23 protein-coding genes are annotated in these 24,868 nt (G+C 42.5%); 9 read left to right on the top strand and 14 right to left on the bottom strand.

The annotated features are described in order from the left end of the window. Window positions 1-169 precede the first annotated feature (169 nt). A complete protein-coding gene (gene murB, locus ACW6QP_RS10570; RefSeq protein ID WP_457910842.1) occupies window positions 170-1,183 on the bottom strand; it encodes a UDP-N-acetylmuramate dehydrogenase in 1,014 nt (337 codons plus the stop codon). After that, entirely contained in the window at window positions 1,184-2,374 is a 1,191-nt protein-coding gene (locus tag ACW6QP_RS10565) for a pyridoxal phosphate-dependent aminotransferase (RefSeq protein WP_457910841.1), read from the bottom strand. It lies immediately after the preceding gene. 101 nt (window positions 2,375-2,475) lie between these two features. On the opposite strand from ACW6QP_RS10565, the gene ACW6QP_RS10560 reads away from it, so the two are divergent. Then, window positions 2,476-3,804, top strand: coding sequence for a PDZ domain-containing protein (locus ACW6QP_RS10560; protein WP_457910840.1), 1,329 nt, complete (start codon window positions 2,476-2,478; stop codon window positions 3,802-3,804). Between the two features lie 48 nt (window positions 3,805-3,852). Here ACW6QP_RS10560 and ACW6QP_RS10555 read toward each other — a convergent pair whose 3' ends face one another. Further along, complete coding sequence (locus tag ACW6QP_RS10555) at window positions 3,853-4,248, bottom strand: DUF1573 domain-containing protein (RefSeq protein WP_457910839.1); 396 nt, start codon at window positions 4,246-4,248, stop codon at window positions 3,853-3,855. 133 nt (window positions 4,249-4,381) lie between these two features. Here ACW6QP_RS10555 and ACW6QP_RS10550 point away from each other — a divergent pair, with 133 nt between their 5' ends. Next, complete coding sequence (locus tag ACW6QP_RS10550; protein WP_457910838.1) at window positions 4,382-7,012, top strand: valine--tRNA ligase; 2,631 nt, start codon at window positions 4,382-4,384, stop codon at window positions 7,010-7,012. A 26-nt stretch (window positions 7,013-7,038) separates the two neighbouring features. Here ACW6QP_RS10550 and ACW6QP_RS10545 read toward each other — a convergent pair whose 3' ends face one another. From ACW6QP_RS10545 to rsfS, 6 genes are all read right to left on the bottom strand, one after another. Continuing rightward, window positions 7,039-7,311: an acyl-CoA-binding protein gene (locus ACW6QP_RS10545; protein ID WP_457910837.1), complete on the bottom strand. Its 273-nt coding sequence runs from the start codon at window positions 7,309-7,311 to the stop codon at window positions 7,039-7,041. Between the two features lie 4 nt (window positions 7,312-7,315). Further along, complete coding sequence (locus ACW6QP_RS10540) at window positions 7,316-7,972, bottom strand: phosphatidylserine decarboxylase family protein (protein WP_457910836.1); 657 nt, start codon at window positions 7,970-7,972, stop codon at window positions 7,316-7,318. Window position 7,973: 1 nt separating this feature from the next. Further along, window positions 7,974-8,783 carry a phosphatidate cytidylyltransferase gene (locus ACW6QP_RS10535; protein ID WP_457910835.1) on the bottom strand — a complete coding sequence of 270 codons (810 nt, stop codon included), beginning with the start codon at window positions 8,781-8,783 and terminating at the stop codon, window positions 7,974-7,976. Between the two features lie 3 nt (window positions 8,784-8,786). Continuing rightward, window positions 8,787-9,401: an LUD domain-containing protein gene (locus ACW6QP_RS10530; RefSeq protein WP_457910834.1), complete on the bottom strand. Its 615-nt coding sequence runs from the start codon at window positions 9,399-9,401 to the stop codon at window positions 8,787-8,789. A gap of 99 nt (window positions 9,402-9,500) precedes the next feature. Further along, window positions 9,501-11,588 carry an ATP-dependent zinc metalloprotease FtsH gene (gene ftsH / locus ACW6QP_RS10525; RefSeq protein WP_457910833.1) on the bottom strand — a complete coding sequence of 696 codons (2,088 nt, stop codon included), beginning with the start codon at window positions 11,586-11,588 and terminating at the stop codon, window positions 9,501-9,503. Window positions 11,589-11,613: 25 nt separating this feature from the next. Beyond that, entirely contained in the window at window positions 11,614-11,985 is a 372-nt protein-coding gene (rsfS, locus tag ACW6QP_RS10520; RefSeq protein ID WP_457910832.1) for a ribosome silencing factor, read from the bottom strand. A 94-nt stretch (window positions 11,986-12,079) separates the two neighbouring features. Between rsfS and ACW6QP_RS10515 the strand changes: the two genes are divergently transcribed. Beyond that, window positions 12,080-12,814 (top strand): biotin--[acetyl-CoA-carboxylase] ligase, encoded by a 735-nt coding sequence (locus ACW6QP_RS10515; protein ID WP_457910831.1) that lies wholly within the window; start codon window positions 12,080-12,082, stop codon window positions 12,812-12,814. On the opposite strand, the gene ACW6QP_RS10510 is transcribed toward ACW6QP_RS10515, so the two are convergent. Next, on the bottom strand, window positions 12,811-13,203 hold the full coding sequence (locus ACW6QP_RS10510; RefSeq protein WP_457910830.1) for an SRPBCC family protein: 393 nt from the start codon (window positions 13,201-13,203) through the stop codon (window positions 12,811-12,813). The genes ACW6QP_RS10515 and ACW6QP_RS10510 overlap by 4 nt on opposite strands. A gap of 1 nt (window position 13,204) precedes the next feature. Continuing rightward, complete coding sequence (gene pyrE / locus ACW6QP_RS10505) at window positions 13,205-13,846, bottom strand: orotate phosphoribosyltransferase (protein ID WP_457910829.1); 642 nt, start codon at window positions 13,844-13,846, stop codon at window positions 13,205-13,207. A 7-nt stretch (window positions 13,847-13,853) separates the two neighbouring features. On the opposite strand from pyrE, the gene ACW6QP_RS10500 reads away from it, so the two are divergent. After that, complete coding sequence (locus ACW6QP_RS10500; RefSeq protein WP_457910828.1) at window positions 13,854-14,477, top strand: NUDIX hydrolase; 624 nt, start codon at window positions 13,854-13,856, stop codon at window positions 14,475-14,477. On the opposite strand, the gene ACW6QP_RS10495 is transcribed toward ACW6QP_RS10500, so the two are convergent. Then, window positions 14,445-16,196 (bottom strand): M14 family metallopeptidase, encoded by a 1,752-nt coding sequence (locus tag ACW6QP_RS10495; protein WP_457910827.1) that lies wholly within the window; start codon window positions 16,194-16,196, stop codon window positions 14,445-14,447. The two genes, ACW6QP_RS10500 and ACW6QP_RS10495, sit on opposite strands and share 33 nt — an antisense overlap. A gap of 165 nt (window positions 16,197-16,361) precedes the next feature. Here ACW6QP_RS10495 and ACW6QP_RS10490 point away from each other — a divergent pair, with 165 nt between their 5' ends. Together ACW6QP_RS10490 and ACW6QP_RS10485 are read left to right on the top strand one after the other, a co-directional pair. Then, complete coding sequence (locus ACW6QP_RS10490) at window positions 16,362-17,648, top strand: PQQ-dependent sugar dehydrogenase (protein ID WP_457910826.1); 1,287 nt, start codon at window positions 16,362-16,364, stop codon at window positions 17,646-17,648. An 11-nt stretch (window positions 17,649-17,659) separates the two neighbouring features. Further along, window positions 17,660-19,939, top strand: a complete 2,280-nt coding sequence (locus ACW6QP_RS10485) for a TonB-dependent receptor domain-containing protein (protein WP_457910825.1) — start codon at window positions 17,660-17,662, stop codon at window positions 19,937-19,939. Window positions 19,940-19,941: 2 nt separating this feature from the next. Here the strand turns inward: ACW6QP_RS10485 and coaD are convergent, their stop codons facing one another. Both coaD and ACW6QP_RS10475 read right to left on the bottom strand, forming a co-directional pair. Beyond that, window positions 19,942-20,397: a pantetheine-phosphate adenylyltransferase gene (coaD, locus tag ACW6QP_RS10480; RefSeq protein ID WP_457910824.1), complete on the bottom strand. Its 456-nt coding sequence runs from the start codon at window positions 20,395-20,397 to the stop codon at window positions 19,942-19,944. A 276-nt stretch (window positions 20,398-20,673) separates the two neighbouring features. Continuing rightward, window positions 20,674-21,648, bottom strand: coding sequence for a D-alanine--D-alanine ligase (locus tag ACW6QP_RS10475; RefSeq protein WP_457910823.1), 975 nt, complete (start codon window positions 21,646-21,648; stop codon window positions 20,674-20,676). 116 nt (window positions 21,649-21,764) lie between these two features. Here ACW6QP_RS10475 and ACW6QP_RS10470 point away from each other — a divergent pair, with 116 nt between their 5' ends. The 3 genes from ACW6QP_RS10470 (at window position 21,765) to ACW6QP_RS10460 (ending at window position 24,825) form a co-directional block, all read left to right on the top strand. Beyond that, entirely contained in the window at window positions 21,765-22,388 is a 624-nt protein-coding gene (locus ACW6QP_RS10470) for a PASTA domain-containing protein (protein WP_457910822.1), read from the top strand. Beyond that, window positions 22,388-23,422: an RluA family pseudouridine synthase gene (locus tag ACW6QP_RS10465; protein WP_457910821.1), complete on the top strand. Its 1,035-nt coding sequence runs from the start codon at window positions 22,388-22,390 to the stop codon at window positions 23,420-23,422. The genes ACW6QP_RS10470 and ACW6QP_RS10465 overlap by 1 nt, the downstream gene beginning before the upstream one ends. A gap of 311 nt (window positions 23,423-23,733) precedes the next feature. After that, complete coding sequence (locus ACW6QP_RS10460; RefSeq protein ID WP_457910820.1) at window positions 23,734-24,825, top strand: sensor histidine kinase; 1,092 nt, start codon at window positions 23,734-23,736, stop codon at window positions 24,823-24,825. Window positions 24,826-24,868 lie beyond the last annotated feature (43 nt).

Raw genomic sequence — 24,868 nt, 5'->3', positions numbered from 1 at the left:
TCAATTAATTAATGCTATTTGTTTTTATTTGATATTCCCTCTAAATGAACTTAGGATCTAGTGCCGCGAGGTGTGAAGGTTCGAGTCCTTTCGCCCGCACAGCGAAAAAGCTCTTCAGCAATGAAGGGCTTTTTTAATTTGGAAAAGTTTTTAGAAAGGTTCAGAAATTCTAAAAAATATTCACCTCGGCCTCCAGTTCAATGCCGTATCTGGATTTGATCTTTTCCTGAACATATTGAGCCAGCTCACTAAGCTCACTCCCGCTGGCATTTCCGTAGTTGACTAAAACCAGCGCCTGATTTTTATGCACCCCGGCATCGCCCTGGCGATAGCCCTTTAGCCCGGCCTTGTCGATTAACCATCCGGCTGGTACTTTTACTTCTCCCGGGGCTACAGGGTAGGAGGGAATCTCAGGAAATTTCTCCTGTAAGTCTTTGTATTTCTCTTCGGAAATCACCGGATTTTTAAAAAAACTTCCGCTATTTCCCAAAACCCGTGGGTCGGGAAGTTTTTGCTGCCGAATGCTAATTACCGCATCAGATACATCCTTAATCCCGGGTTCTTTGACGCCTTTGGTTTCCAAAGCGGCCTGTATGGCGCCATAACCCGTTTGTATCTTATGATTTCCCTTGCTAAGCCTGAAGTTTACGCTGGTAATGATATACCGGCCCTTCAGCTTGTTTTTAAACACCGAATTTCTATAACCAAATTCACAGTCTTCGGCAGAAAAAGTTTGTGATTCCAGGCTTTGGATATTTATAGCTTCGCAGCTCTCAAAAACATCTTTGAGTTCTACGCCATAAGCCCCGATATTTTGAATAGGCGCAGTCCCTACATTCCCGGGGATCAAAGAAAGGTTCTCTAAACCACCAAAATCGTTTTCTATGGCCCAGAGTACAAATTGATGCCAGTTCTCGCCGGCCATCGCTTTTACGATTACTTCATCTTCTGAAGAAGAGATGATTTGTTTGCCTGTAAGGCCTAAATGTAAGACGGTTCTCGTTACATCCCCGGTGAGCAGCATATTGCTTCCGCCACCAAGTACGAAAAGCTCTTCAGCATAAGAATTTCGCACAACCTCTCTTAATTCTTCTTCTGTAGAAACCGAGACGAATTTATGAGCCTTTACATCTATCCCGAAGGTGTTGTAAGGTTTTAAAGAAATGTTGTGCGAAATCTGCATCTACTTGTTGTAAACTTTTAAAGCTTCTTCCAATATTTTAATTGCCCGCTCCAGGTTTTCTTTTTTAAGAACATAGGCAATCCTTACCTGGTTGAGGCCGGTGTTTGGTGTGGAATAGAAACCTGCAGCAGGAGCTACCATCACAGTTTCGTTATCGAGCTCAAAACTTTCCAGAAGCCATTGTGCGAATTCATCGGCATTGTCGATTGGAAGTTCGGCGATGCAGTAAAAGGCTCCTTTTGGTTTGGCAACCTTTACGCCTTCGATGCGCTCCAGGCCTTCAATTAGAATATTTCTACGGGTGGTATATTCTTCAATTACTTCGTCAAAATATTCCTGCGGAGTTTCAAGTGCTGCTTCACTGGCGATCTGCGCGAAAGTTGGTGGGCTTAACCTGGCCTGAGCAAATTTCATAGCCGTGGTCATCACCTCCTTATTCTTGCTAACCAAACACCCAATTCGGGCCCCGCACATGCTGTAACGTTTAGAAACCGAGTCTACCATAATTGCATTTTCGGCCAGCTCGGGAATGCTCATAATCGAATGATGCTTTACCCCGTCGTAAGCGAACTCGCGGTAAACTTCATCGGCTACGATAAACAGATCGTGTTTTAGTGCCAGTTTCGCCAATTGCTCTATTTCTTCGCGGGTGTATAGGTACCCGGTTGGATTTCCGGGATTACAAAGTAGAATAGCCTTCGTTTTTGAGGTGATTAATGCTTCAAATTCTGAAATGGGTGGCAGGGCAAAATTGTTTTCTATGCTGCCTTTAATTGGAACAATACTCACTCCTGAAGCCGTCGCGAATCCGTTATAATTAGCATAAAAAGGCTCAGGAATTATAACCTCGTCACCGGGATCGGTGATGCTACCCATCGCAAATAAAAGCGCTTCAGAGCCACCGGTGGTGATGATAATATCTTCGGCGTCTACCGGGATATCGTGTTTTTTGTAGTAGGCAGCCAGCTTGTTTCGGTAAGATTCGAATCCGGCCGAGTGGCTGTACGACAAAACATCAATGTCATTATTTTTTACCGCATCTAAGGCCGCTTTGGGCGTTTGGATATCGGGTTGGCCAATATTTAACTGGTAAATTTTACGACCTTTTTTGGTGGCTGCTTCAGCATAAGGAACCAGCTTGCGTATAGGAGATTCGGGCATATTGCGCCCTTTTTGTGAAATACTTGGCATAGAAATTAATTTTTAAAGCACTGCAAAAATGCGAAATAATTAAAAGATACCACAGCCTAATGCACGCATTTATTCCTTAAAATTTAGTACTTTGAAGCAATATGATTTATAGAATTCTCCAGCTCTTATTACTGCTTGGACTTCAAGCTGTTACCGTAGATGTCTATAGCCAACAAAATTATCAGTTCAGCGGTGAAAATTCATATTCTGAAGTTGACATAGATCTGGTCCATAATTTAATTATAGTTCCAATAGAAGTTAATGGAACTCTTCTTTCTTTTATGTTAGACTCTGGAGTGGGTTCTACGATCATTTTTAGTTTAAAGGAAGAAAATTCACTCGATTTTCCTGAAGTTTCAACGGTATATGTAAAAGGCCCGGGTACCGATGAAGCTATAAAGGCCTTAAAATCTACTGGGAATCAATTGGTGATTGGGGATTTTACGCTAAACGATAGGGATTTGTATATTGTTAGCGGTCGAAAATTTTCATTTGCAAACCGGCTTGGGGTGGCGGTAAACGGATTGATTGGTTATGATGTTTTTCGGGATTTGGTGGTCGAAACCAATTATATTCGAAAACGTATTAAAATTTATTCTTCAGAAGAATACTCTTATTCAAAATGTAGAAGATGTGAAGATTTTCCGCTCAAAATTCATGAAGGAAAAGCTTATCTACAGGCCATTGCCAATTTCGGTGAAAATGGGCTAAAAACTCAAAATTTATTGCTGGATAGTGGTCTGGGCGACCCGCTGTGGATTTTTAACGATGCTGAAACCAATTTGATTCCAGAAAAATCTTTCGAAGATTTTTTGGGCTACGGAATTACAGGAAGTGTATATGGGCAGCGCAGCCGTATTCCTGCCCTGAAGTTGGGGGAATTTGAATTTAAAGATATTATCCTGAGTTTCCCCGATAGCATTGCAGTGAGTGAAATTGATGGTTTTAAAAGACATGGAAGCCTGGGTGCCCAGGTTTTGGGACGCTTTCATACGGTAATAGATTATCCCGGAAATAATCTTAGGTTAAAACCAAATAAGTATCTCAAGGATGACTTTGAATTTAATATGAGTGGCCTGGTAGTGGAGCATTCGGGTTTTCATATGGTTCGCGAAGCCGCCTTTTCAGACCGGCCTTCGTTTCAATTAGAAACTAATAATCTTGCCCCGCAGGAAACTTCTTATCATTTAAAATACAATTTGGAAAGGCAGTATAGAATAGCTGAAGTACGACCTGATTCCCCCGCTTTCCGGGCCGGATTACAAATAGGAGACCTTGTTAAAAGTATAAATGGTAGGCCGGTGCATAAATACAGCCTGGATGAAATCTCGAAATTATTGAGTTCAAAAGAAGGCAAAAAGATAAAGATAATAGTGAAAAGAATTTATGGGGAATATACCAAAGAATTCAGGTTGGAACGTCTATTATAAAAAAACTCCCGGAGTTACCGGGAGTCTATGCTAAAAATTTAAGCTTTTTTATGAACTGCTGCTTTCTTCCTCCTCCAGCACTCTACCTTTAATTTTAAGTGCTTTGGTAGGAACCTCGGCATTTGAGTATACGGTTACAGTCTTGCGAATTGGGCCGACCCGTTTGGTGTCGTATTTCACCTGGATCTCACCGGTTTCACCGGGAAGAATGGGTTCTTCTGGTTTCTTCGGAATTGTACATCCGCAACTGGAAGTTACATTTTCAATTACCAGGGGTGCATTTCCGGTGTTTTTAAATTTAAAAACACGAACCCCGTCTGAGTTCTTTTTAATTTCGCCAAAGTCGAGAGTTTCGGTCTCGAACTCCATTTTTGCTACATTCTGAGCCTGTGCAGTAGTGGCTCCCATTACCAGGAATATAGCGATTGCAATAAATTTTTTCATAATTCAGATTTTTTTAGAGAAAAGTAAAGATATACCGAAATCGAAAATACTCCAAATTTTAATCATTTCAACTTCTTTTAAATTCCTCTGGTTATAATTACTTTTGCCCATATTCCAAAAATCAGACCAAATTATGGCAATTGCATCCCAGTACGAATCAAAAAAAGTAGAGGAAAAGTGGTATAAATACTGGATGGAAAATAACTATTTTCATTCAGAACCCGACGAGAGAGAGCCTTATACCATAGTAATACCTCCACCAAATGTTACAGGGGTTTTGCATATGGGGCATATGCTTAATAATACGATTCAGGATGTGCTGGTTCGCCGGGCCAGACTCAAGGGTTTTAATGCCTGCTGGGTGCCGGGAACCGATCACGCTTCTATTGCTACTGAAGCAAAAGTTGTGGCCAAACTAAAAGCTGAGGGTATTGATAAAAACAGCCTTAGCAGGGAAGATTTTCTACAACACGCCTGGGAATGGACTCATAAACACGGCGGTATCATCCTCGAACAGCTTAAAAAACTTGGCGCCTCCTGTGATTGGGAACGCACCAAATTTACTATGGATGATGATATGAGCGCTTCGGTTATTAAGGTCTTCGTAGATCTTTATGAAAAAGGCTTAATTTATCGCGGCTATAGAATGGTAAATTGGGATCCCGAAGCCAAAACCACCCTCTCTGATGAGGAGGTAATCTACCAGGAAAAACAGGGGAATCTCTATTATATAAATTATAAAATTGAAGGTAGTGATGATTTCCTTACTATCGCTACAACAAGACCTGAAACTATTTTAGGCGATACCGCCATTTGCATTAACCCTAATGATGAGCGATATGCTCATTTAAAAGGGAAGCGGGCAATAGTACCCGTAGCCAATCGCAGCATTCCAATTATAGAAGATGAATATGTAGATGTAGAATTTGGTACAGGTTGCCTAAAAGTAACTCCCGCTCACGATGAGAACGATAAAATGCTGGGCGATAAACATGGCCTGGAGGTAATCGATATTTTTCATCCTGATGCGACTTTAAATTCAGCCGGATTGCATTACGAGGGCAAAGATCGTTTTGTAGTTCGGGATGAGATTGTAAATGAACTTAAAGAGCTGGGAGTTCTTTCAAAAATCGAAGAGCATATCAATAAAGTAGGCACCAGTGAGCGTACAGGTGCCGTTATTGAACCCAGATTAAGCGACCAGTGGTTTCTTAAGATGAAAGAAATGGCTAAACCTGCCTTAGATGCAGTGCTTAATAAAGAAGTGAATCTGGTGCCCGATAAATTTTTGGGAACTTATCGTCACTGGATGGAAAATGTACGCGACTGGAATATTTCCCGTCAACTCTGGTGGGGACACCAAATCCCGGCCTGGTATTATGGCGAAGGAAAAGAAGATTTTGTAGTAGCTGAAACCGCCGAAACAGCTTTGGAAAAGGCTCGTGAAAAATCAGGAAATTCATCATTACAGGCTTCAGATCTTAAACAGGATGAAGACGCTCTCGATACCTGGTTCTCTTCCTGGCTTTGGCCCATTAGCGTGTTCAACGGAATTCTTGAACCCGATAACAAAGAGGTGGAGTATTACTATCCCACCAACGACCTGGTGACCGCCCCTGAAATTCTTTTCTTCTGGGTAGCCAGAATGATTATGGCGGGTTATGAATACCGGGGAGAAAAACCATTTAATAATGTATACCTTACCGGAATCGTTCGCGATAAGTTAAGACGAAAAATGTCTAAATCGCTGGGGAATTCACCCGATGCGCTAGCACTAATCGATAAATATGGTGCCGATGGGGTGAGAGTTGGGATGCTACTTAGTTCCCCCGCCGGGAATGACTTGATGTTCGATGAAGATCTCTGTAAGCAGGGGAGTGGCTTTGCCAATAAAATTTGGAATGCCTTTAGACTGGTAAAAGGTTGGGAGGTTTCAGAAACCGCTGCGCAACCCGAAACTGCAAAGATCGCCATAGACTGGTACATGGCTCGCTTTAGAAAGACTTTAAAGGAAATCGAAGATCATTATTCCAAATATCGCATTAGCGATGCGCTAATGGCGACCTACAAACTGGTTTGGGATGATTACTGTTCCTGGTTTCTTGAAATGGTGAAACCTCCTTTTGGAGAACCAATCGATGCGAAAACTTATAAGGAAGTTATTAGCATTCTGGAAGATAATCTAAAAATTCTTCATCCTTTTATGCCATTTGTTACTGAAGAAATCTGGCAGGAAACCAGCAACCGTAAACCTGAGGAGGCTTTAATCATAGCCAAATGGCCGGAATTAAAAGAATTTGATGAGAAAATCATTCAGGAATTTTCGGTAGCTTCAGAAGTAATTGCAGGGATTAGAAAGCTTCGGAAGGAAAAGAATATTTCTTTCAAAAACACTATAGACCTAAGGGTGCTTAATAATGATGAAAATTCAGAAGTATTTGATCCTGTTATTATCAAGATGGGGAATATTGCTGAGTTTGAATACGTGAACAAACAGGTTGAAGGAGCTTTATCGTTCAGGGTGAAGGCCAACGATTATTTTGTGCCCGTGAGCGGTGCGATAGATGTGGGAGCCGAAAAGAAAAAGCTTCAGGAAGAATTGAATTATACCGAAGGTTTCCTGAAATCGGTTGATAAAAAACTCTCGAACGAAAGATTTGTAAACAACGCCCCGGAACAGGTGGTTGCTGTTGAAAAAGCTAAAAAGGCCGATGCCGAAGCGAAAATTGAAGCATTAAAAGCCAGCCTGGCAAGTTTGGGATAAAATGAAAAAAAACATATTGGTGAAGTTTATTTTACTTCACCAATATGTTCTTCTACAAGATCGATATATTGTTCTTTAGCCTGATTTCGGGAAAGATTTTTAACCTGTAATAAGGCATTTACCTTGAAGGCACTTCGCAGATCTCCTTCATCGCCGGGAGGGATGAAAAATCCGTTTTTTTCGGTGGCTCGCTTGTAAAGAGCGTAGAATTTCAGCATTACATCGGGGGCAAAACGCAATTCAGTATTGCTCAGCATATCATAAGCCTTTTGAAATCTGGTCTCGTTATTTTCAGACATAAAATTATTTCTCCAGCTGGGCGATTACGCTTAGTCCGCCCTTTACTTTTTGATTCAATTCTACATTTATAGGGGTGCCTACCGGAAGCAAAACATCTACTCTGGATCCAAATTTTATGAATCCGCTGTCGCTTCCCTGAACCACTTCTTCACCTTCCTTTGCATAATTTACAATACGCTTGGCGAGGGCTCCCGCAATTTGACGATACAATACCTCGCCCATCAAATTATTTTTTACCACTACCGTGGTGCGTTCATTTTCCTCACTGGATTTAGGATGCCAGGCCACCAAAAACTTCCCCGGGTGATATTTGCTGTATTTTACCACTCCGCCAACGGGGTGTCGGGTTACGTGAACATTAATAGGGGACATAAAGATAGATACCTGTATGCGTTTATCCTGGAAGTATTCTTTTTCAAAAACCTCTTCAATGGCCACTACTTTACCATCTACCGGCGAAACCACGTGATTATCATTTAATGTGGTGGCTCTTTTCGGATTTCTGAAGAATTGCACGATCAACAAAAAGATGATGATGCTAATTACCAGGATCGAAAATTTAATCCAATAAGTATTAATTAAACTGTAAGAAAGCACATTTATTGCAATAAGCAGTATTGCAGTAATGGCCATGATTTTATAACCTTCTTTATGAAACATCTTAAATAGTATAAATATGCTCTAAAATATATAAATATGCATATACGAAAGGGCTGGAAAAAATAATGCTATCCAGCCTGTCAAATAATCCGCCGTGCCCGGGCATTAGGTTTCCGCTGTCTTTAACTCCTGCCTGTCTTTTAAACTTGGATTGAATAAGGTCTCCAAGTGTCCCAAATACGCTTAAAATGAGTGCCAGTCCCAACCACACGGGAAAGGTGAGAAACTGGGTGTAGGCAAAAATAAAATAACTGGCAATAAGACTAAAAACCAGTCCGCCCAGGAAACCTTCTATGGTTTTATTGGGGGAAATGCGTTCAAAGAGCTTTTTTCTGCCAAAATTCTTCCCTATAATATAAGCAAAAGTATCGTTAGTCCAAATTAGCACAAAAATCCCTACTACCAGTTTTGGTATAAAAATCCCGGCTATGGTGGGAATAAGGGTTAAAAATATAACCGAACTTATGAGGTAGAAAATGATAATAATATACTTTTTCTTCTCAAAAACCGGAATTTTCCTCACCACGATAAGATCTTTCACCAAAAACAAATTCACGAAAATGGTGATGAACAGTAAAAGTATGGTGGCGTCTTCATTAAATTTCAGAAAGCTAAAGAGATAAAAAAGCAAAGCCTGAACAGCATACAGCGCATAGGATTTTAGGTGCAAAAGCTTCTGCATTTCTATAAGGCAAACCAGCCCAAGCAAATAGAATAATGCAATGAAGATATATTCAGAAGAAAGAATGGAAACAACCAATATGGATATATACAATAATCCCGATATGGTTCTAATAATACCTTCCCTCATGTGTTATAAATCTTCAAGAAGCAGCAAATATAGGTTTTTTGTGCTACTTCCATAGCTCATAAAATCCCCTTCTTTCTGTGTTTCGAAGTTTTTGATGGTGGTAATATTGGAAGGAATACGTTGTTTGTTCTTGTTTTTAATTCGGCTTAAACCTTCGCCAATCGTGTCTATAAGTTGACTGGTTGAAGCGATAATTACAAAATTAGCCGGTAATTCGTGAAGTTTTCGTTCTTTGATCTGATTGGAGGATACGAGGATAGAGCCATCGTTAGCCACCAGATATTCGCAGGTGGAAAGGTAAAAAGAGGCCTGCTCACTTTTATTGAACTCCAGATTAAAACCTTTGAATTTTTCTTTCAGATTTGGGTCAAAACAACAGCACTGGGTTTCGTACCAGTCGTTCTCCATCAAAATATTATCGAAGGCATCCAGAAGTTCCTGAGTATTTTCACAGTACAAAAATTTACCTCCGTTATTTTTGAAGTTAAGCATAAAGCGCTCGTCGGTAGGTAATTTAACCTCGGGCATATATTTGCCGCGCTCCTTGGCCTCGGGGGTATCCCGGGCCTGGTCTGATTTAGATTTATTTGGTTTAAGAAATTTTCTAAATAGACTCATAGAGATTGGGGTAAGTTTCTGGCTATCATTAAAACCAAAGGTAAAAAATCTTAATTTAACATTAACTTAAATTAAAATTTTTTACCTCGATCTTACTAACTATTTATTAACCGAATCGTTTTCTTCTACAGGCTTCGGTGAATCGCCGTTGGTGCTATCGTCTTTGGCTTCAGCAGTAGTTTCATTTTGCTCTTCAGAAGCTTTTTTTGCAGCTTTTTCTTCTTCTCTGGCTTTATCTCGCTCCTCGTCCAAACGATCTTTTTCAAAAGGTCGTTTTCCGAAGATACGTTCCAGATCATCTTTAAAGATTACTTCCTTATCCAGTAGAATTTCGGCAAGCTGGGTAAGTTTATCCTTGTGTTTGGTAAGAAGTTCAATAGCTCTTTGATACTGGGTTTCTACCAGGCTGGAAATTTCTTTATCTATTAATTCGGAAGTTTTTTCACTATAAGGTTTGGTGAAGTTATACTCACTTTGCCCTGAAGAATCATAGTAGGTAAGGTTCCCTACCGCATCGTTAAGCCCGTAAATGGTTACCATAGCCCTGGCCTGTTTGGTCACCTTTTCAAGATCGCTAAGGGCTCCAGTAGAGATTTTATTAAAAATCACCTTTTCTGCGGCACGACCTCCAAGGGCTGCACACATTTCGTCCAGCATTTGTTCTGGTCTTACAATAAGGCGCTCTTCAGGTAAATACCAGGCTGCACCCAGAGATTGCCCACGAGGTACGATTGTCACCTTAACCAGGGGAGCTGCGTGTTCAAGCATCCAGCTCACAGTAGCGTGACCCGCTTCGTGGAATGCGATCGCCTTTTTCTCTTCGGGGGTAATGATTTTATTTTTCTTTTCAAGTCCACCTACAATACGGTCTACCGCGTCGAGGAAATCCTGTTTGCCAACGGCTTTATTGCCTTTACGCGCTGCGATTAAGGCAGCTTCATTACAAACATTCGCAATATCGGCACCGCTGAAGCCCGGGGTTTGTTTGGCCAGGAATTCGGTGTCGAGTTCATCGGCCACTTTTTTAAGCGGCTTCAGGTGTACTTCAAAAATTTCTTTTCTTTCGTTAAGATCGGGAAGATCTACATAAATCTGGCGGTCAAAACGCCCGGCCCGCATTAGGGCCTTATCCAGCACATCGGCGCGGTTGGTGGCTGCAATTACAATTACATTGGTGTTGGTTCCAAACCCATCCATTTCGGTAAGCAACTGGTTTAGGGTATTTTCCCGCTCGTCGTTAGAGCCTGAAAAATTGCTCTTTCCACGGGCGCGCCCTATCGCATCGATCTCATCGATGAATATGATCGAAGGCGATTTTTCCTTGGCTTGCTTAAAGAGGTCGCGTACTCTGGAAGCACCAACCCCCACAAACATTTCAACAAAATCTGAGCCCGATAGCGAGAAGAATGGAACTTTGGCTTCTCCGGCTACAGCTTTTGCTAATAAGGTTTTACCGGTTCCCGGAGGTCCAACCAGTAAGGCTCCCTTCGGAATTTTCCCTCCAAGAGAGGTGTATTTTTCGGGTTGTTTCAGGAAATCCACGATCTCCTGTACTTCCTCCTTGGCGCCTTCAAGGCCGGCCACGTCTTTAAAGGAAACCTTTACATCGGTATTTTGATCGAAAAGCTTGGCTTTGGATTTTCCAATATTGAAGATCTGGCCTCCGGCGCCACCGCCGGCACCGCTGCTCATTCGTCGCATAATGAAAATCCAGATTCCAATAATCAACACAAACGGAAGCAGAGTGATAAAGATTTCACCCCATACATTGCTCTGGGTATCGTAAGTTACTACGGTATCCAGATTATTTTCACGTTTAATTTCGCTTATGCTGTTTTCGAAATTCTGAAGATCTCCGAATTCAAAGGTGTAGGCAGGTGACTCGCCGGTAGCGAAAATCTCCTGCTCCTGGGTTTTTTTATGGATGTCCTTATTCTTGGCTTCTTCGGTTAGAAAAACCTGAGCCTGTTTTCGGTTTACGATAAGAACTTTTTCTACATCGCCGTTTCTTAGATAAGACTCAAATTCAGCCTGATTGGTCTTGGTGGGTTCATTAAATCCGCCACCAGAAAAGAAATTGATCGCCAGGAAAAAGATAATAATCGCCCCGTAAATCCAGTATGCACTGAATTTTGGTTTGCGCGGGTCTGGCTTTGTATTGGTATTTTTGGGTTGTTGTTTTGCCATTAGCTGGTAAATCTAAATTAAATGTCTAGTAATTGGTCTGGATAGAAGTGATTTTTGCATCACCCCAAAGACCTTCGATATCGTAAAACTCCCTGATGTGTTTTTGAAACACGTGCACTACCACGTTCACATAATCCATAAGCACCCACTCGGCATTTTCGCTGCCTTCTACGTGCCAGGGTTTGTCTTTTAAAGCTTTACTAACTGATTTTTGTACGGAATTCACTATGGCGTTTACCTGTGTATTGGAAGTACCATTGCAGATCACAAAATAGTCACAAACGGTATTTTCTATTTGCCTAAGGTCTAGAATATCAATATCATTTCCTTTTACCTCCTCAATCCCTTTGATAATTTCTGCAATAAGCTGATCGCTGTTCGTTTCCTTTTTTGCCATTAAAAATTTTTATTTTCGCAAAGTTATTATTTTTTAGCCTTTTTTACTGTGCGTTAACATAAGAATTAACGCCTATTCACTCCTTAAAAGCTATATGCGTATAATCAAAGTTAATGCCATCCCCTCTACCAACGATTTTGCCCGGGAACTTTACCGGCAAAATGGGCCTGAAGCCCCACTATGCGTAGTAGCTTACGACCAAACCCGGGGGAAAGGCCAGCGGGGAGCGGGTTGGCAGTCTAATCCTGGCGAAAACCTCACCTTTAGCCTGTTATTTTCAGATCTAAACCTTAATAACGGAGAGCAGTTTCTGCTTAGTGCTGCAGTTTCCATAGCTATTCAGGAGTTTTTACTGAAAAACCAAATTCCCGCGGTTTCGGTAAAATGGCCCAACGACATAATGTCAGGCAATAAAAAGCTTGCAGGGATTCTTATCGAAAACATTTTAAAACAGGATAAACTGGCCGCTTCGGTGATCGGGATAGGTTTGAATGTGAATCAAACCGAATTCTCCGGCCTTCCCAAAGCCGGCTCGCTAAAAAAAATTACCGGAATTCATTTCGATACCCGGCATTTGCTTCAGCAAATTTTGGAATACCTGGAAGCTGAAATCAATCTTCTAAAAAACGATTCAGAAAAGAATAAAATCCTCTCCCGGTATAGTTCCAGAATGTTTAAAAAAGATATGGTTTCTACCTTTAAATTGCCAAACGGCACCTATCTCTCAGGAATTATAAGAGGCGTTTCTAATCAGGGACTTCTAAAAGTAGAAACCGATTCCGAAATCATCAAATTCTTCGACCTAAAAGAGGTAGAATTACAGTACTAAAGCTTCGAAGCATTATTGGCCAGGCTCTCGATGAATTTTTTCAAGGGGCCTTTTACCATCATACTCATCATCGCATTGAATTTTCCTTCAAATTCGAGCTGCACTTCACTTTGATTTTCGCCTGCGGCCTGATTATGAATATCCAGGCTAAAATTAAATTTTTCTGAAGTAGATCCCAGTCTTACCAATTCGGGCTCGCGGGTTTCCTGAATTTGCAATTCTATCTCAGGCATTCCTTTAAGCGCGAAAGCAAAGGTTTTTGAATCTATAACTTCAAATTTCTCTTTGCTTGAAGGCATTAATTGTTCATAATTCTCAACATTGGTAAGAAATTCGAACATTTCCTGTTGGCTCTTACTCGTGGTTACTTTTTGACTTTCTAAGTGCATATTATTTTTTCCAGTTTTCGGGATCCTGCCGCCAGGTCTTCAGAGTTTCGGCTTCAGCGGCATTGATATAATTTGTTTTTTGGGCGGTTTCCAGCAAAAATTCGTAGTTGCTCAATGTGTGTAAGTCTACCCCGGCTTGTTTAAAGTTTTCTTCAGCAGTATCGAATCCGTAGGTGAAAATGGCCAGCATTCCTTTTACATTGGCACCCGCTTCCTTAAGGGCTTTCACCGCATTAAGACTGCTTTTTCCGGTGCTTATAAGATCTTCTATCACCACAACATTCTGGCCCGATTCGAGCTTGCCTTCAATTTGATTTTTTCTTCCGTGACCCTTGGGTTCCGGGCGAACATAGGCAAAAGGGAGACTTAGATATTCGGCTACGAGCATTCCAATACCAATGGCGCCTGTGGCCACTGCTGCGATCACATCGGGTTTGCCGTAAAGCTCTTCTACCTGCCGGGCAAATTGTTCCCGAATGTAGTTTCTAATAGGAGGATATGAAAGCACCACCCGGTTATCGCAATAAATAGGAGATTTCCATCCACTGGCCCAGGTAAAGGGTTGTTGTGGTTCCAGTTTTATTGCTTTAATTTGCAGGAGGAGTTCAGCGGTGGTTTTTGCTGTTTCTTTATTTAAAATCATACTGCAAATGTATAAAGTTTTTGTTAATGATATTCCTATAATCCTTTCCTCAAAAGAGGATTTTGGCGAGAAATACGAAAATTATTCGATCAAAACCGTAGACTTCAAAAAGCTGGTTAAAAGAGTCGCCAAGGGAAAGCTAAGATACGTACATCTTTATCATCGCAAAGAAAAAAAGTTACTAAAGCATTTGCTTAAAAAACTGCCTGTAGTAATTGCTGCCGGTGGCCTGGTTTATAATGACAATGGCGAGATCCTGTTTATTTATCGCAATAAACGCTGGGATCTGCCTAAAGGTAAAACCGAAAAAAATGAAAGCCTGGAAGATTCGGCTATTCGTGAGGTTGAAGAGGAAACCGGAGTAAAAGACCTCAAAATCACCGGATTTCTCCAAAAAACCTATCACATCTTCAAACGAAAAGGGAAATATAAGCTCAAGGTGACTTATTGGTACCAGATGCACTCGTCATATACTGGGGAACTAATTCCTGAACAGAGTGAAGGCATCGAAAAAGTGAAATGGAAAAACGCCGAAAAGAGCCGAAAAGCCCTTCAGAAATCCTATGCTAACATACGTCTCTTGTTTCCTGCTGAATTTTTAGCGGGGAATGCGAAAAACCGGGTAGCTTAGATGTGCGGGTTCGTAATGCTTACTCCTTTTATGCAGCCATTGTAACTGTGCATAAGGATTGGAAGCAAATTCTGAATCGCTGCGCTTTTTCTGCTCAAATTCATCCCTTAGAGCTTCATCTTCTTCCAGCATTTTAGCGGCGGTATCCTCAAATACATAGCCCGAAAAACCTTCTTTTTGCTGAAGCACGGTATCAAAGAAATTCCAGTTGAAGAATGAATCGGGGGCGATAGGCTCCAGGGTTTCTACCAGGTACCTGGCTCCATCCTGAAAGGTACGCACATAATAATCTCCTTTTCTGAATTTCACGCTATCTTTTTTCATCGAAACCTTTGTGTTTCGGTGCATATAATGTCCCTCGTAGGGAGCTTCTACCGTTTCATAATCTTCAATCCGGTATCGTTCCACCTCGATAATTGTATCCTGTGAAAAGCGTTCGTAGGTGATTTTATTCTGCTCCAGCAGTTCGATCACATTCCACCAGCCCTGGGGGATTACATAAGCCCTTGGAATCTCCACGCGATCTTCAGCAATAAAATTATTGAAATAATCGATTTCCCGGGTGAAGGGCAAATTTCTATCGTAAGCTAAGCGGTTGCCGCCAGTCACCTCACTTGTTTTAACCGAAGCTTCAAAACCTTTAAATTCCCGCCGGCTGGGATTCTCCATATCAGGTCTAAAATTTAAAGGGTACCAGCGTTCGGTTAGATATTTTCTCCTGGCGCGATCGCGAAGATCTTTGATTCTTGGCGTTTCAGCATCGGTGATGTAGGCCATTGAACGCAACAGCTCGTATGTGCCTAAAACTCGTTTGGCATAATCTTTCAGCATATGGGTTTCAACCATCATTCCGAGGCTGTTCCATAAAGTGGTGTACCCGGTAGAATAGCGGGGGTGATCCAGAAATTGTGAAAATCCTTTTTCCGGCACATCCCCAAATACATTTACATACGGCGTGATATCCCAGGATTTTTGCTTTAAGGAATCTTCCAGGGCCGGCATCATTCGATCATTTAAATATTCACCTAACTCCCCGCCTAATTTGTTGTGTTGCGTAAAAAGATGGGTGAGGGTGTATTGGTAATCGGCTCCGTTGCTCACGTGATTATCTATAAAAACATCGGGTTGCAGGTAGTGGTAGATCTCATAGAAAGCGCGTGTATTTCGGGTATCGGCTTTTATAAAATCACGATTCAGGTCGTAATTGCGGGCGTTTCCTCTAAATCCATATTCAGCAGGGCCGTTTTGATTGGTTCGGGTAGCCGAGTTGCGATTTAGCGCGCCCCCAATATTGTAAACCGGAATCGTTGCCAGAATCGTGTTTTTTGGTGCAGCTATAGAATCGCCAGCCATATCCCGAAAAAGCATCATCGTAGCGTCTATGCCATCGCTCTCACCGGGATGAATGCCATTATTTATCAATAAAATACTATGATTACTGCGAAGCTTGTCCAGATCTTTTTCCTTTCCATTATTGAAGATTACCAAATGCAAAGGTTCGCCGCTATCGGTCTTTCCAAATTCCTGAATGCTAATACTGGAATGTACTTCAGAGAGCTGCCTGTAAAAATCCATTACTTCCTGGTAAGTAGCGGTTTCCCTGCCTTGTGATTTCTCAAAGCGGGTTTCCAAATCATATTCTTTCACCAACCTGTAGCGCTCGAAATCGCAGGAAAATAAACAGAATGCCGCCAGTACAATGGCCAGAAGTTTTTTCATAAAAAAACGATAAAATTCAGGTATAAACTTACTGAAAAGACCAAAAGTCACCAAATACTATGGGCATTTAGCTTAGTTTTCTAACCTGTTAAAGTAAACCCAAAGCCAGACCGCATCTTTTGGCGCAGGGATTTTAGGCTTATTTTTAAACAAAAACATTGCATTATGAAAAAGATTACCTGCCTGTTTACCACAGCAGTGCTGCTCTCGGGCAGTCTGTTTGCCCAGGTGAACGAAAACCTAAGCGAAGAAAGAAAAAAAGAACTGGCCGCCCGGCAGCCCGATGTGGTCGAAACCAGTGTGGGCCCCTTAAGATTGGTGCCGCCTTTTTCTTCAGAATCTGTTCGCAAAGAAAGCAAAGTGATTGGATGGCCTGCCGATAAAACCCCGCAGGCTCCTGCCGGTTTTAAGGTAGAGCGTTTTGCCGATGGTTTCGATCATCCCCGCTGGACTTATGTCGCGCCCAACGAAGATATTTTCGTGGTAGAATCGAATACCAAAAACAGCGCGAACCGTATCACGATCTTAAGAGATGAAAACGGCGATGGAAGGCCAGACCTAAGAGAGGTTTTTCTGGATAATCTCAATCAACCTTTCGGGATGCTGGTTTTAAATGGCTATTTCTATGTTGCCAATACCAATGCCCTGGTTCGTTATCCCTATCAGGAGGATGCAACCAGCCTGGAAGGAGAAGGGGAGAAGATCCTTGATTTACCCGCCGGGGGTTACAATAATCACTGGACACGAAATTTAATTGCCAGCGAAGATGGCAGCAAAATCTATATTTCTGTAGGTTCGGCCAGTAATGTGGGGGAATACGGAATGGAGAAAGAAGTACGTCGCGCCGCCATCCTTGAAATTAACCCCGACGGTTCGGGAGAAAAAATCTATGCTGCCGGCTTAAGAAATCCGGTGGGGATGGATTGGAACCCAATTACCGGCGAACTTTGGACTGCCGTAAACGAAAGAGATAAAATTGGCAATAACCTGGTGCCCGATTATATCACCAGAGTTAAAGAAGATGGCTGGTATGGATGGCCATATTCTTATTTTGGCCAAATTAAAGATCCGCGGTGGGAAGAGGACCCTCATCCTGAATTGGTCGCGGAAAGCCTGATGCCCGATGTGGCTACAGGGCCCCATACCGCTTCGTTGGGATTTTGGTTTTACACCCAAAATCAGTTTCCGGAAAAATATAAAAACGGAGCATTTATAGGTCAACACGGCTCCTGGAACAGGGCTTCATTTTCGGGCTATAAAGTGGTTTTTGTACCTTTCGACGAAAATGGTGAACCTGCAGGACAACCCGAAGATTTTCTTGGCGGATTTATCGCCGATGAAACCAAAAGCGAAGTTTACGGCCGGCCGGTAGGAGTAACTACCCATCCCGACGGTTCCCTGTTGGTAAACGATGACGACGGAAATATCATCTGGAAAGTTAGTGCCGAATAAAAATTACTGAATTGAAAAAACTACTACTGCTCCTGCTGCTTCTTGGCACTGCAGGAAATGCCCAAAATTTAAAAGGTACCATCTATAATGCTGAAACTTCTGAAAGCCTGGCTGGAGTAACTATCCTGAATCAGGCTTCAGAAATTCTCGGCGTTTCTAATGAACAGGGAAATTTCAGTATCAACATAGAAGAATTTCCGGTGCTGCTGGAATTTAATAGCCTGGGCTTTGTGAGCCGAAGCATCAGCTTTAACCAACCAGACTTGAGGCTGCAAATAAGCTTGCAGCCCCTGGCCGAAAATTTATCTGAAGTTATTGTGCGCAGCACCGCAATTCCTACAAGAATACGGGAGATGGCCGGTTCGGTAAGTCTTCTTCCGCAGGAAGAATTAATGCGGAATGATAATGTAAACCTCACCGAGAGTTTTAACCGCGTGCCCGGGATGTTTACCAATGTGGGGGCGCTAAATACCAATAAAATCAATATTCGGGGCATTGGGACCCGGGCACAGTACAGCACTAATCGAATTCAGTCGTATTTCGACGGAATTCCGCTTACTACCGCCGAGGGTGAACTAACACTTGATGATTTTGACGCTGAAACTTTAGACCGAATCGAGGTAATCAAAGGTCCAACTTCCAGTATTTATGGTGCCGGCCTGGCAGGTTCTATCAATCTGTATTCAAAAATGCCGCAGGAAAGTCAAATTTCGGTGCGCTCTCAAATGGGAAGTTTTAATACCCGAAAACAGGTAATTGGTGCCAGCCTGGCTTCTGAAAATTCTGGGATAAATATTGCATTTACCGATTTGCAAAGCGATGGCTTTCGGGAGAATGGGGAATACTCCCGGCAATCGGGGTTGGTAAATGCCCGATTGCTTACTTCGGAAAATAACAGCCTTTCATTTCTGGCAAATTTAACCAGGCTTAAAGCCTACATTCCAAGTTCAATCAACGAAAGCGACTTCAGAAATAATCCTGAAACTGCCGATGCCAACTGGGCACAGTCCCGTGGATTTGAGTCTTATGACAGGGGTTTGATTGGGGTTACCTACCAGCACCGTTTTTCTGAAAATTTAAGCAATTCTACCAGTGTATTTATGAATTTCAGGGATGCTTACGAACCCAGGCCTTTCGATATTTTAAAAGAAGAGCGGGTTTCGGCCGGGGCCAGGACGCGATTTAATCTGTCTTCAGAATTGTTTTCTAAAAAAACCGATTTTGCCTTTGGTGCCGAATATTTCAACGAATGGTATGAAACCGGCACCTTCGAAAATATTTTTCGGCAATTCGAAACTCCAGGGAGTGTGCGCGGGGCGAGATTAAGCAATAATGAGCAGCTAAGAAATTATCTCAATGTTTTTGCTCAAATGAATTTGCAACTTACCGATAGATGGAGGTGGGAGGCAGGTTTTAGTATAAATTCCACCGGTTACAGCCTGGAAGATTTATTTTATGATGAGGAGACCGATATTTCAGGAGACTATCGTTTCGGAACAATTTTTTCGCCCCGGCTTGGCAGCAGCTACGAGCTGGCTGCAGGCAAAAATATTTATGCCTCGGTAAGCCACGGCTTCAGTATTCCCACGGTAGCCGAAACCCTAACCCCCGATGGCAGCATTAATACCGATCTCAAAGCTGAACGCGGGGTGAACTATGAAATCGGATTTAAAGCTAATTGGTTGAACAATCAGCTCTATACCGAAATTTCTGCTTTTTCCATACATATTTCAGATCTGTTGGTGGCCCAGCGAGTAGCCGAAGATCAATATGTGGGGCTCAACGCAGGGGAAACCCGGCATAACGGAATCGAGTTGCTAAGCAGCTATACTTTTAGCCCGGTTAACGGACTGTCACTGAATCCTTATTTCAATGCTGCTTTTAATTTTTTCAGGTTTGAAGATTTTATCAATAATGACCAGGATTTTTCCGGAAATGAGATCCCGGGGGCACCGGCTTCTACGCTAAATTTCGGTTTGGATGTGAGAACTGATGCCGGATTTCAGTTTTTAAGCCTGTATCAGGTTGTAGGAGAAATTCCGCTGAATGATGCCAATTCGCTTTATACCGATTCGTACCAGCTTTTAAACTTTAAAGCGGCCTATAATTTCAATCTGTTTCGTGATTTGGAAATGAATGTGTATGCCGGGGTCAATAATGCGCTTGATGAGCATTATGCGGCCAGTGTACTTACCAATGCCGTTGGGTTTGGTGGGGCGGCGCCCCGCTATTTTTACCCCGGAATGCCCAGGAATTATTATGCGGGAATCAATCTCAATTATATTTTCTAGGCCTATTTTTGAAGCACGGCCGGGGGTACCATAAAACTGTAATCTCCGCCGTGTTTTATAACATCACGTACCACGGTAGAAGAAATATGACTCTTGCCCGAAGAGGTGATAAAAAACAGACTGTCGATTCCCGCCATTTTAAAATTGGTCTGGCCTATACTTTTTTCAAATTCCAGGTCTACCGCATTGCGCAGACCGCGCAAAATAAAAGCTGCTCCCTGCTCTTTACAGAAATCTACGGTAAGTCCGCTGTAGGTCATCACTTTTATTTTAGGCTCATTTTTATAGGTCTCCTCGAGAAAATTCAGTCTCTCTTCTAAAGAAAACATATATTTTTTGCTGGAGTTAGTTCCAATAGCCAGGATGATCTCATTAAATAGCGGCAGGGCACGTTCAATAATATCGGTATGACCTAGAGTAATCGGATCAAAAGAACCCGGGAATACGGCTTTTTTCATATAAATTCTTTTAAAATATAAATGTAGGTATTTCTTCGGAAAACCCCTCCGGCCTTCGGCCACCTCCCCTTGGGAAAGGGGAGGAGCTTTTGAATTTTGTGTTTTTGGTGTTTCTTGTTTTGGGAATGAGCTCCCCTTCCTTTTGAAGGAGGGGATTGAATTCAGCGGGAGCTGAAGAAAGAGGTGGTTTGTTTTGGAACGTGAATTTTACTTCCAACTATAAACCCCTCCGGCCTTCGGCCACCTCCCCTTGAAAAAGGGAGGAGCTTTTTTTAGTTATTTTAAAGCAGCTTCTATGGCGCTGCCGTAGAGATCGCTTAGGCTTATCCCGGCAGCCTGGGCCTGTTGAGGCAGGATACTGGCCTGGCTTAGCCCGGGGGTAGTGTTCATCTCTATAAAGTGCGGCTCGCCATTATGAAAGATGAATTCCGATCGGGTGAATCCTCGCATTTTTAGTTTTTTATAGATGGTTTTGGCGATTTCCTGTACCTGTTTGGTTTTCTCTTCAGAAATATTCGCCGGGGTGATTTCCTGGGATTTTCCGAGGTATTTAGCCTCGTAGTCGAAAAACTCATTTTCTGAAATAATCTCTGTCACCGGAAGCGCCCGTACCTTGCCTTTCCAGGTAATTACACCCACAGAAACTTCAGTTCCGTCCAGAAAAGATTCGATAATGATCTCATCGTCTTCCTTAAAGGCGGTTTTTGTGGCCGGGAGCAATTCTTCTTCAGTCTTCACCTTGGTGATCCCAAAACTGCTGCCTGCGCGATTGGCCTTCACAAAACAGGGCAGACCCACCCGGTCCAGTATTTCCGCAGCATCGATCTTATCGCCTTTATTGAGAAAATAATTTGTAGCCGACTTGATTCCGTAGGGCTTTAAAACGCTTATCAAATCGCGTTTATTAAAGGTAAGCGCCGCCTGGTAATAATCACAGCTGGTTTGCGGAATGCCCACCAGCTCAAGATAGGCCTGTAACAATCCGTTTTCGCCGGGTGTACCGTGAATGGTATTGAAAACACAGTCGAACGAGATGGTTTTTCCACCAATTTTAACCGTAAAATCATTTTTATTGATGGGGTAGGGGCTGTCATCGTCGGTCACCACGAACCATTCTTTAGGTAAAATATGCACCCGGTAAGGTTCGTATTTTTCGCGGTCCAGGTGTTTGTAAACCATATTTCCGGAGTTGATGGAAATGCGGTACTCACTGGAATATCCGCCCATTGCGATGGCGATCTTTTTTTTCATTTTTAGTAGTTTGGTGTTTGTCGTTTATTGTTTGTAGTTCAAAAAAACAATAAACCCTAAACAATAAACATCAATCATAGCAGCGTTTTATATCTTTGCTCACTCAAACAAAAATAATGGGATTATTTAGATTTATCTTCAGTAAAACTTTTTTAATTCAGTTGGTACTGGCAGCTATCGCGGTGGTGGTACTCGCGTTTCTGGCTATGAAATGGCTTGATTTTTCTACCAATCAGGATCAGCGAATTGAGGTGCCAGACCTTGCCCGACTTTCGCTAGATAAGGTAGATCAACGCCTGGATGAGCTGGAATTGCGCTATGAAATTCTGGATTCGGCAAATTTTAATCCCGATTTCCCGCGTTATTCGGTGATCGAGCAGGTACCCGAACCCGGGCAATTTGTAAAGGAGAACCGCAAAATTTATCTTACGCTAAATCCGTCGGGTTATCGCAAGGTGATGGTCCCCGATCTCATTCGCCGCACCCGCCGGCAGGCCGAACCCACTTTGCGTTCGCTTGGATTTGAAATCGGGCAGATAAGCTATAAACCTGATATCGCGAAAGATGCGGTTCTGGAGCTTCGTCATAAAGGCGAAAAGATCGAAGCCGGGGATGAGCTTATGAAAACTTCAGTAATCGATTTGGTGCTGGGCGATGGCTCGGGCAGGTATAGACTGGAAGGAGAAGAAGAGGAATCTCAGGATAGTATTATTTCTGAAGACGAAGAACTGGAATTTTAATGAGAGAGGAAGAAAACGACATCGAAGAGCAGGACGATGAGCTCTACGAACATCATAAATTTAAGGCCGATGTAGGCCAGAAGCCTTTAAGGGTAGATAAATTTCTGATGAATTTTATCGAAAACGCTACCCGGAACAAGATTCAGAAAGCGGCAAAAAGCGGAAATATCTATGTTAACGAGCAGCAGGTAAAACAGAATTACAAGGTAAAAGCCGGCGATGTGGTGCAGGTAATGTTCGAGCATCCGCCTTATGAATTTTTGCTTACGCCGGAAAACATTCCGCTGGATATCGTTTACGAAGACGATACCCTGCTGGTAGTCAATAAACCCGCCGGAATGGTGGTACATCCCGGCCACGGGAATTACAGCGGCACGCTTATCAATGCCCTGGTTTATCATTTTGATAATTTGCCGAATAATTCCAGCGAGCGTCCCGGGCTGGTACACCGCATCGATAAAGACACCAGCGGACTTTTAGTAATCGCCAAAAACGAACAGGCGATGGCCCATCTTTCCAAACAGTTTTTCGATAAGACCAGCGAGCGGGAATACCTGGCCCTGGTTTGGGGAAATGTGGAAGAAGATGAAGGAAGTATTGAAGGCAATATTGGCCGGCACCCCAAAAACCGACTCCAGAATACGGTTTACGAAGGCCAGGAAGCCGAAAAAGGCAAACCGGCAGTAACGCATTATAAAGTGCTGGAACGACTGGGCTACGTGACTTTGGTGAGCTGCAGATTGGAAACCGGACGAACTCACCAGATACGCGTACATATGAAACATATTGGGCACACGCTGTTTAATGATGAGCGCTACGGCGGAGACAAAATTTTAAAAGGCACCACCTTTACCAAATACAAGCAATTCGTAGAAAATTGTTTTAAAATTCTGCCCCGCCAGGCATTACACGCCAGGACCCTGGGCTTCACCCATCCCGAAACCGGAGAAAAAATGCATTTTGAAAGTCCGGTGCCAGAAGATATTCAGGCAGCTGTTGAGAAGTGGCGTAAATATGCACAGAGCAGTTTGTAGTATTTGTGCTTGTTGTCAGTAGCCTGTTGCCTGTTGCCTGTTGCCAGTTTTCTAATGTGAGTTGGTTGGTGTTTAGTGTTTGTTGTTAGTTGTCCAACAACCGATAACCCAGAACCCACAACCGGAAACCCACAACCCAGAACTGACAACCCAGAACCGACAACCGGCAACCGACCCGTCAAATGTTAAAATTAATTTATATAGAACTGCTCTCTTTGCAATTGTTTTTAATTTAGTTCAGCTAGAAGCTTTAATAATTCCCTATAGCATAATTGATTAGGGTTTTAAGTACTGATAACACCCAATCTATTATGTCACAATCTGGAAAAAGTAACGTTCGTGCTCTTCGGAAACTCAATTTCGATCTGGAAAATTATTTTGCCAATACGATCATTCCGCAGTTGTTTGTCGATTCCGATTTGATTCTTCGCATTTTCACCCCTCCGGCGATGAAACAATTTTCCCTGTCGCATAAAGACATAGACCGCAACATAGCCGAGGTGAAGGATAATATTAAATATCCCACGATAATTCAGAATATCAAAGAGGTGATCGCCACCCAGGAGATTCTGGAAAAAGAAGTGCAAACCACCGATGGGAAATGGTACGAAATGAATATCATTCCCTATGTGGAGCACGAAAAAGGAGTGGTAAATGGGGTAATTATCACCTTTGTAGATATCACCAGCCGGTTAACCGCTCTAAAGGAACTCGAAAAGCTCAATGCCGAGCACGAGGTGCTGCTCTTTGCCCTATCTCACGACCTGAGACAACCCATATCTTCTATGACAATGCTGGCCGATGCCTTAAAAGCCGCCTATTCTACCGGAGATACCGAAAAATTCAATAAATGGATAGAGGCATTAAAATCGGCTACCAGGCATCTGGATGATTTAATCACCGATTTCACCTCAAAAGAATCGAATGAACTTCCGAAGGCCGATGCAGAGACCCGGTTGAATATCGAGGAAATATGCCGGGATGTGATCGATGCGCTGCGGGAGGTTATAGATAAGGAGGAAATCAAAATCCGTACAGATTACAATGCTTCTGAAATTATTTTTCCGAAGAACAACCTGCGCAGTATAATCTATAATTTGGTACATAATGCGATTAAATTTCGCGACCCTTCAAAGACTTCAGAAATAAAAATTACCACCACCAGGGAAAAAGATTTTGTGATTTTGTGTATTGAAGATAACGGCCTGGGAATTCCGATGGAGGAACAGCGCAATATTTTCCATAAATCGACCCGGCTGCACCCCGAAATTCACGGCACCGGGATGGGACTTTATATTATAAAAAGAATGATAGAAAGCCAGGACGGCCGCATTCATATGGAAAGCACCCCCGGCGAAGGCACGCTGTTTCGGGTGTTTTTTAAAAGCGGATTTGAGGATTAGTGTGGAGTACTTAGTAGGGAGTATTGAGTAGAAATTTTGAATT

Source organism: Salegentibacter haimaensis, assembly GCF_054121495.1.
Note: the sequence above shows the minus strand (reverse complement) of the source record. Positions and strands in the feature narration are given on the sequence as shown.

Excerpts from the sequence above, each read along its gene's own strand:
- ACW6QP_RS10560 (WP_457910840.1), top strand. The coding sequence starts at position 2,476 with ATGATTTATAGAATTCTCCAGCTCTTATTACTGCTTGGACTTCAAGCT.
- ACW6QP_RS10535 (WP_457910835.1), bottom strand. The coding sequence starts at position 8,783 with ATGAGGGAAGGTATTATTAGAACCATATCGGGATTATTGTATATATCC.
- ACW6QP_RS10495 (WP_457910827.1), bottom strand. The coding sequence starts at position 16,196 with ATGAAAAAACTTCTGGCCATTGTACTGGCGGCATTCTGTTTATTTTCC.
- ACW6QP_RS10530 (WP_457910834.1), bottom strand. The coding sequence starts at position 9,401 with ATGAGTCTATTTAGAAAATTTCTTAAACCAAATAAATCTAAATCAGAC.
- ACW6QP_RS10500 (WP_457910828.1), top strand. The coding sequence starts at position 13,854 with ATGTATAAAGTTTTTGTTAATGATATTCCTATAATCCTTTCCTCAAAA.
- ACW6QP_RS10465 (WP_457910821.1), top strand. The coding sequence starts at position 22,388 with ATGAGAGAGGAAGAAAACGACATCGAAGAGCAGGACGATGAGCTCTAC.
- ACW6QP_RS10540 (WP_457910836.1), bottom strand. The coding sequence starts at position 7,972 with ATGTTTCATAAAGAAGGTTATAAAATCATGGCCATTACTGCAATACTG.
- ACW6QP_RS10550 (WP_457910838.1), top strand. The coding sequence starts at position 4,382 with ATGGCAATTGCATCCCAGTACGAATCAAAAAAAGTAGAGGAAAAGTGG.
- ACW6QP_RS10565 (WP_457910841.1), bottom strand. The coding sequence starts at position 2,374 with ATGCCAAGTATTTCACAAAAAGGGCGCAATATGCCCGAATCTCCTATA.
- ACW6QP_RS10555 (WP_457910839.1), bottom strand. The coding sequence starts at position 4,248 with ATGAAAAAATTTATTGCAATCGCTATATTCCTGGTAATGGGAGCCACT.
- ACW6QP_RS10545 (WP_457910837.1), bottom strand. The coding sequence starts at position 7,311 with ATGTCTGAAAATAACGAGACCAGATTTCAAAAGGCTTATGATATGCTG.
- ACW6QP_RS10475 (WP_457910823.1), bottom strand. The coding sequence starts at position 21,648 with ATGAAAAAAAAGATCGCCATCGCAATGGGCGGATATTCCAGTGAGTAC.
- rsfS (WP_457910832.1), bottom strand. The coding sequence starts at position 11,985 with ATGGCAAAAAAGGAAACGAACAGCGATCAGCTTATTGCAGAAATTATC.
- ACW6QP_RS10515 (WP_457910831.1), top strand. The coding sequence starts at position 12,080 with ATGCGTATAATCAAAGTTAATGCCATCCCCTCTACCAACGATTTTGCC.
- pyrE (WP_457910829.1), bottom strand. The coding sequence starts at position 13,846 with ATGATTTTAAATAAAGAAACAGCAAAAACCACCGCTGAACTCCTCCTG.
- coaD (WP_457910824.1), bottom strand. The coding sequence starts at position 20,397 with ATGAAAAAAGCCGTATTCCCGGGTTCTTTTGATCCGATTACTCTAGGT.
- ACW6QP_RS10460 (WP_457910820.1), top strand. The coding sequence starts at position 23,734 with ATGTCACAATCTGGAAAAAGTAACGTTCGTGCTCTTCGGAAACTCAAT.
- ftsH (WP_457910833.1), bottom strand. The coding sequence starts at position 11,588 with ATGGCAAAACAACAACCCAAAAATACCAATACAAAGCCAGACCCGCGC.
- ACW6QP_RS10490 (WP_457910826.1), top strand. The coding sequence starts at position 16,362 with ATGAAAAAGATTACCTGCCTGTTTACCACAGCAGTGCTGCTCTCGGGC.
- murB (WP_457910842.1), bottom strand. The coding sequence starts at position 1,183 with ATGCAGATTTCGCACAACATTTCTTTAAAACCTTACAACACCTTCGGG.
- ACW6QP_RS10510 (WP_457910830.1), bottom strand. The coding sequence starts at position 13,203 with ATGCACTTAGAAAGTCAAAAAGTAACCACGAGTAAGAGCCAACAGGAA.
- ACW6QP_RS10470 (WP_457910822.1), top strand. The coding sequence starts at position 21,765 with ATGGGATTATTTAGATTTATCTTCAGTAAAACTTTTTTAATTCAGTTG.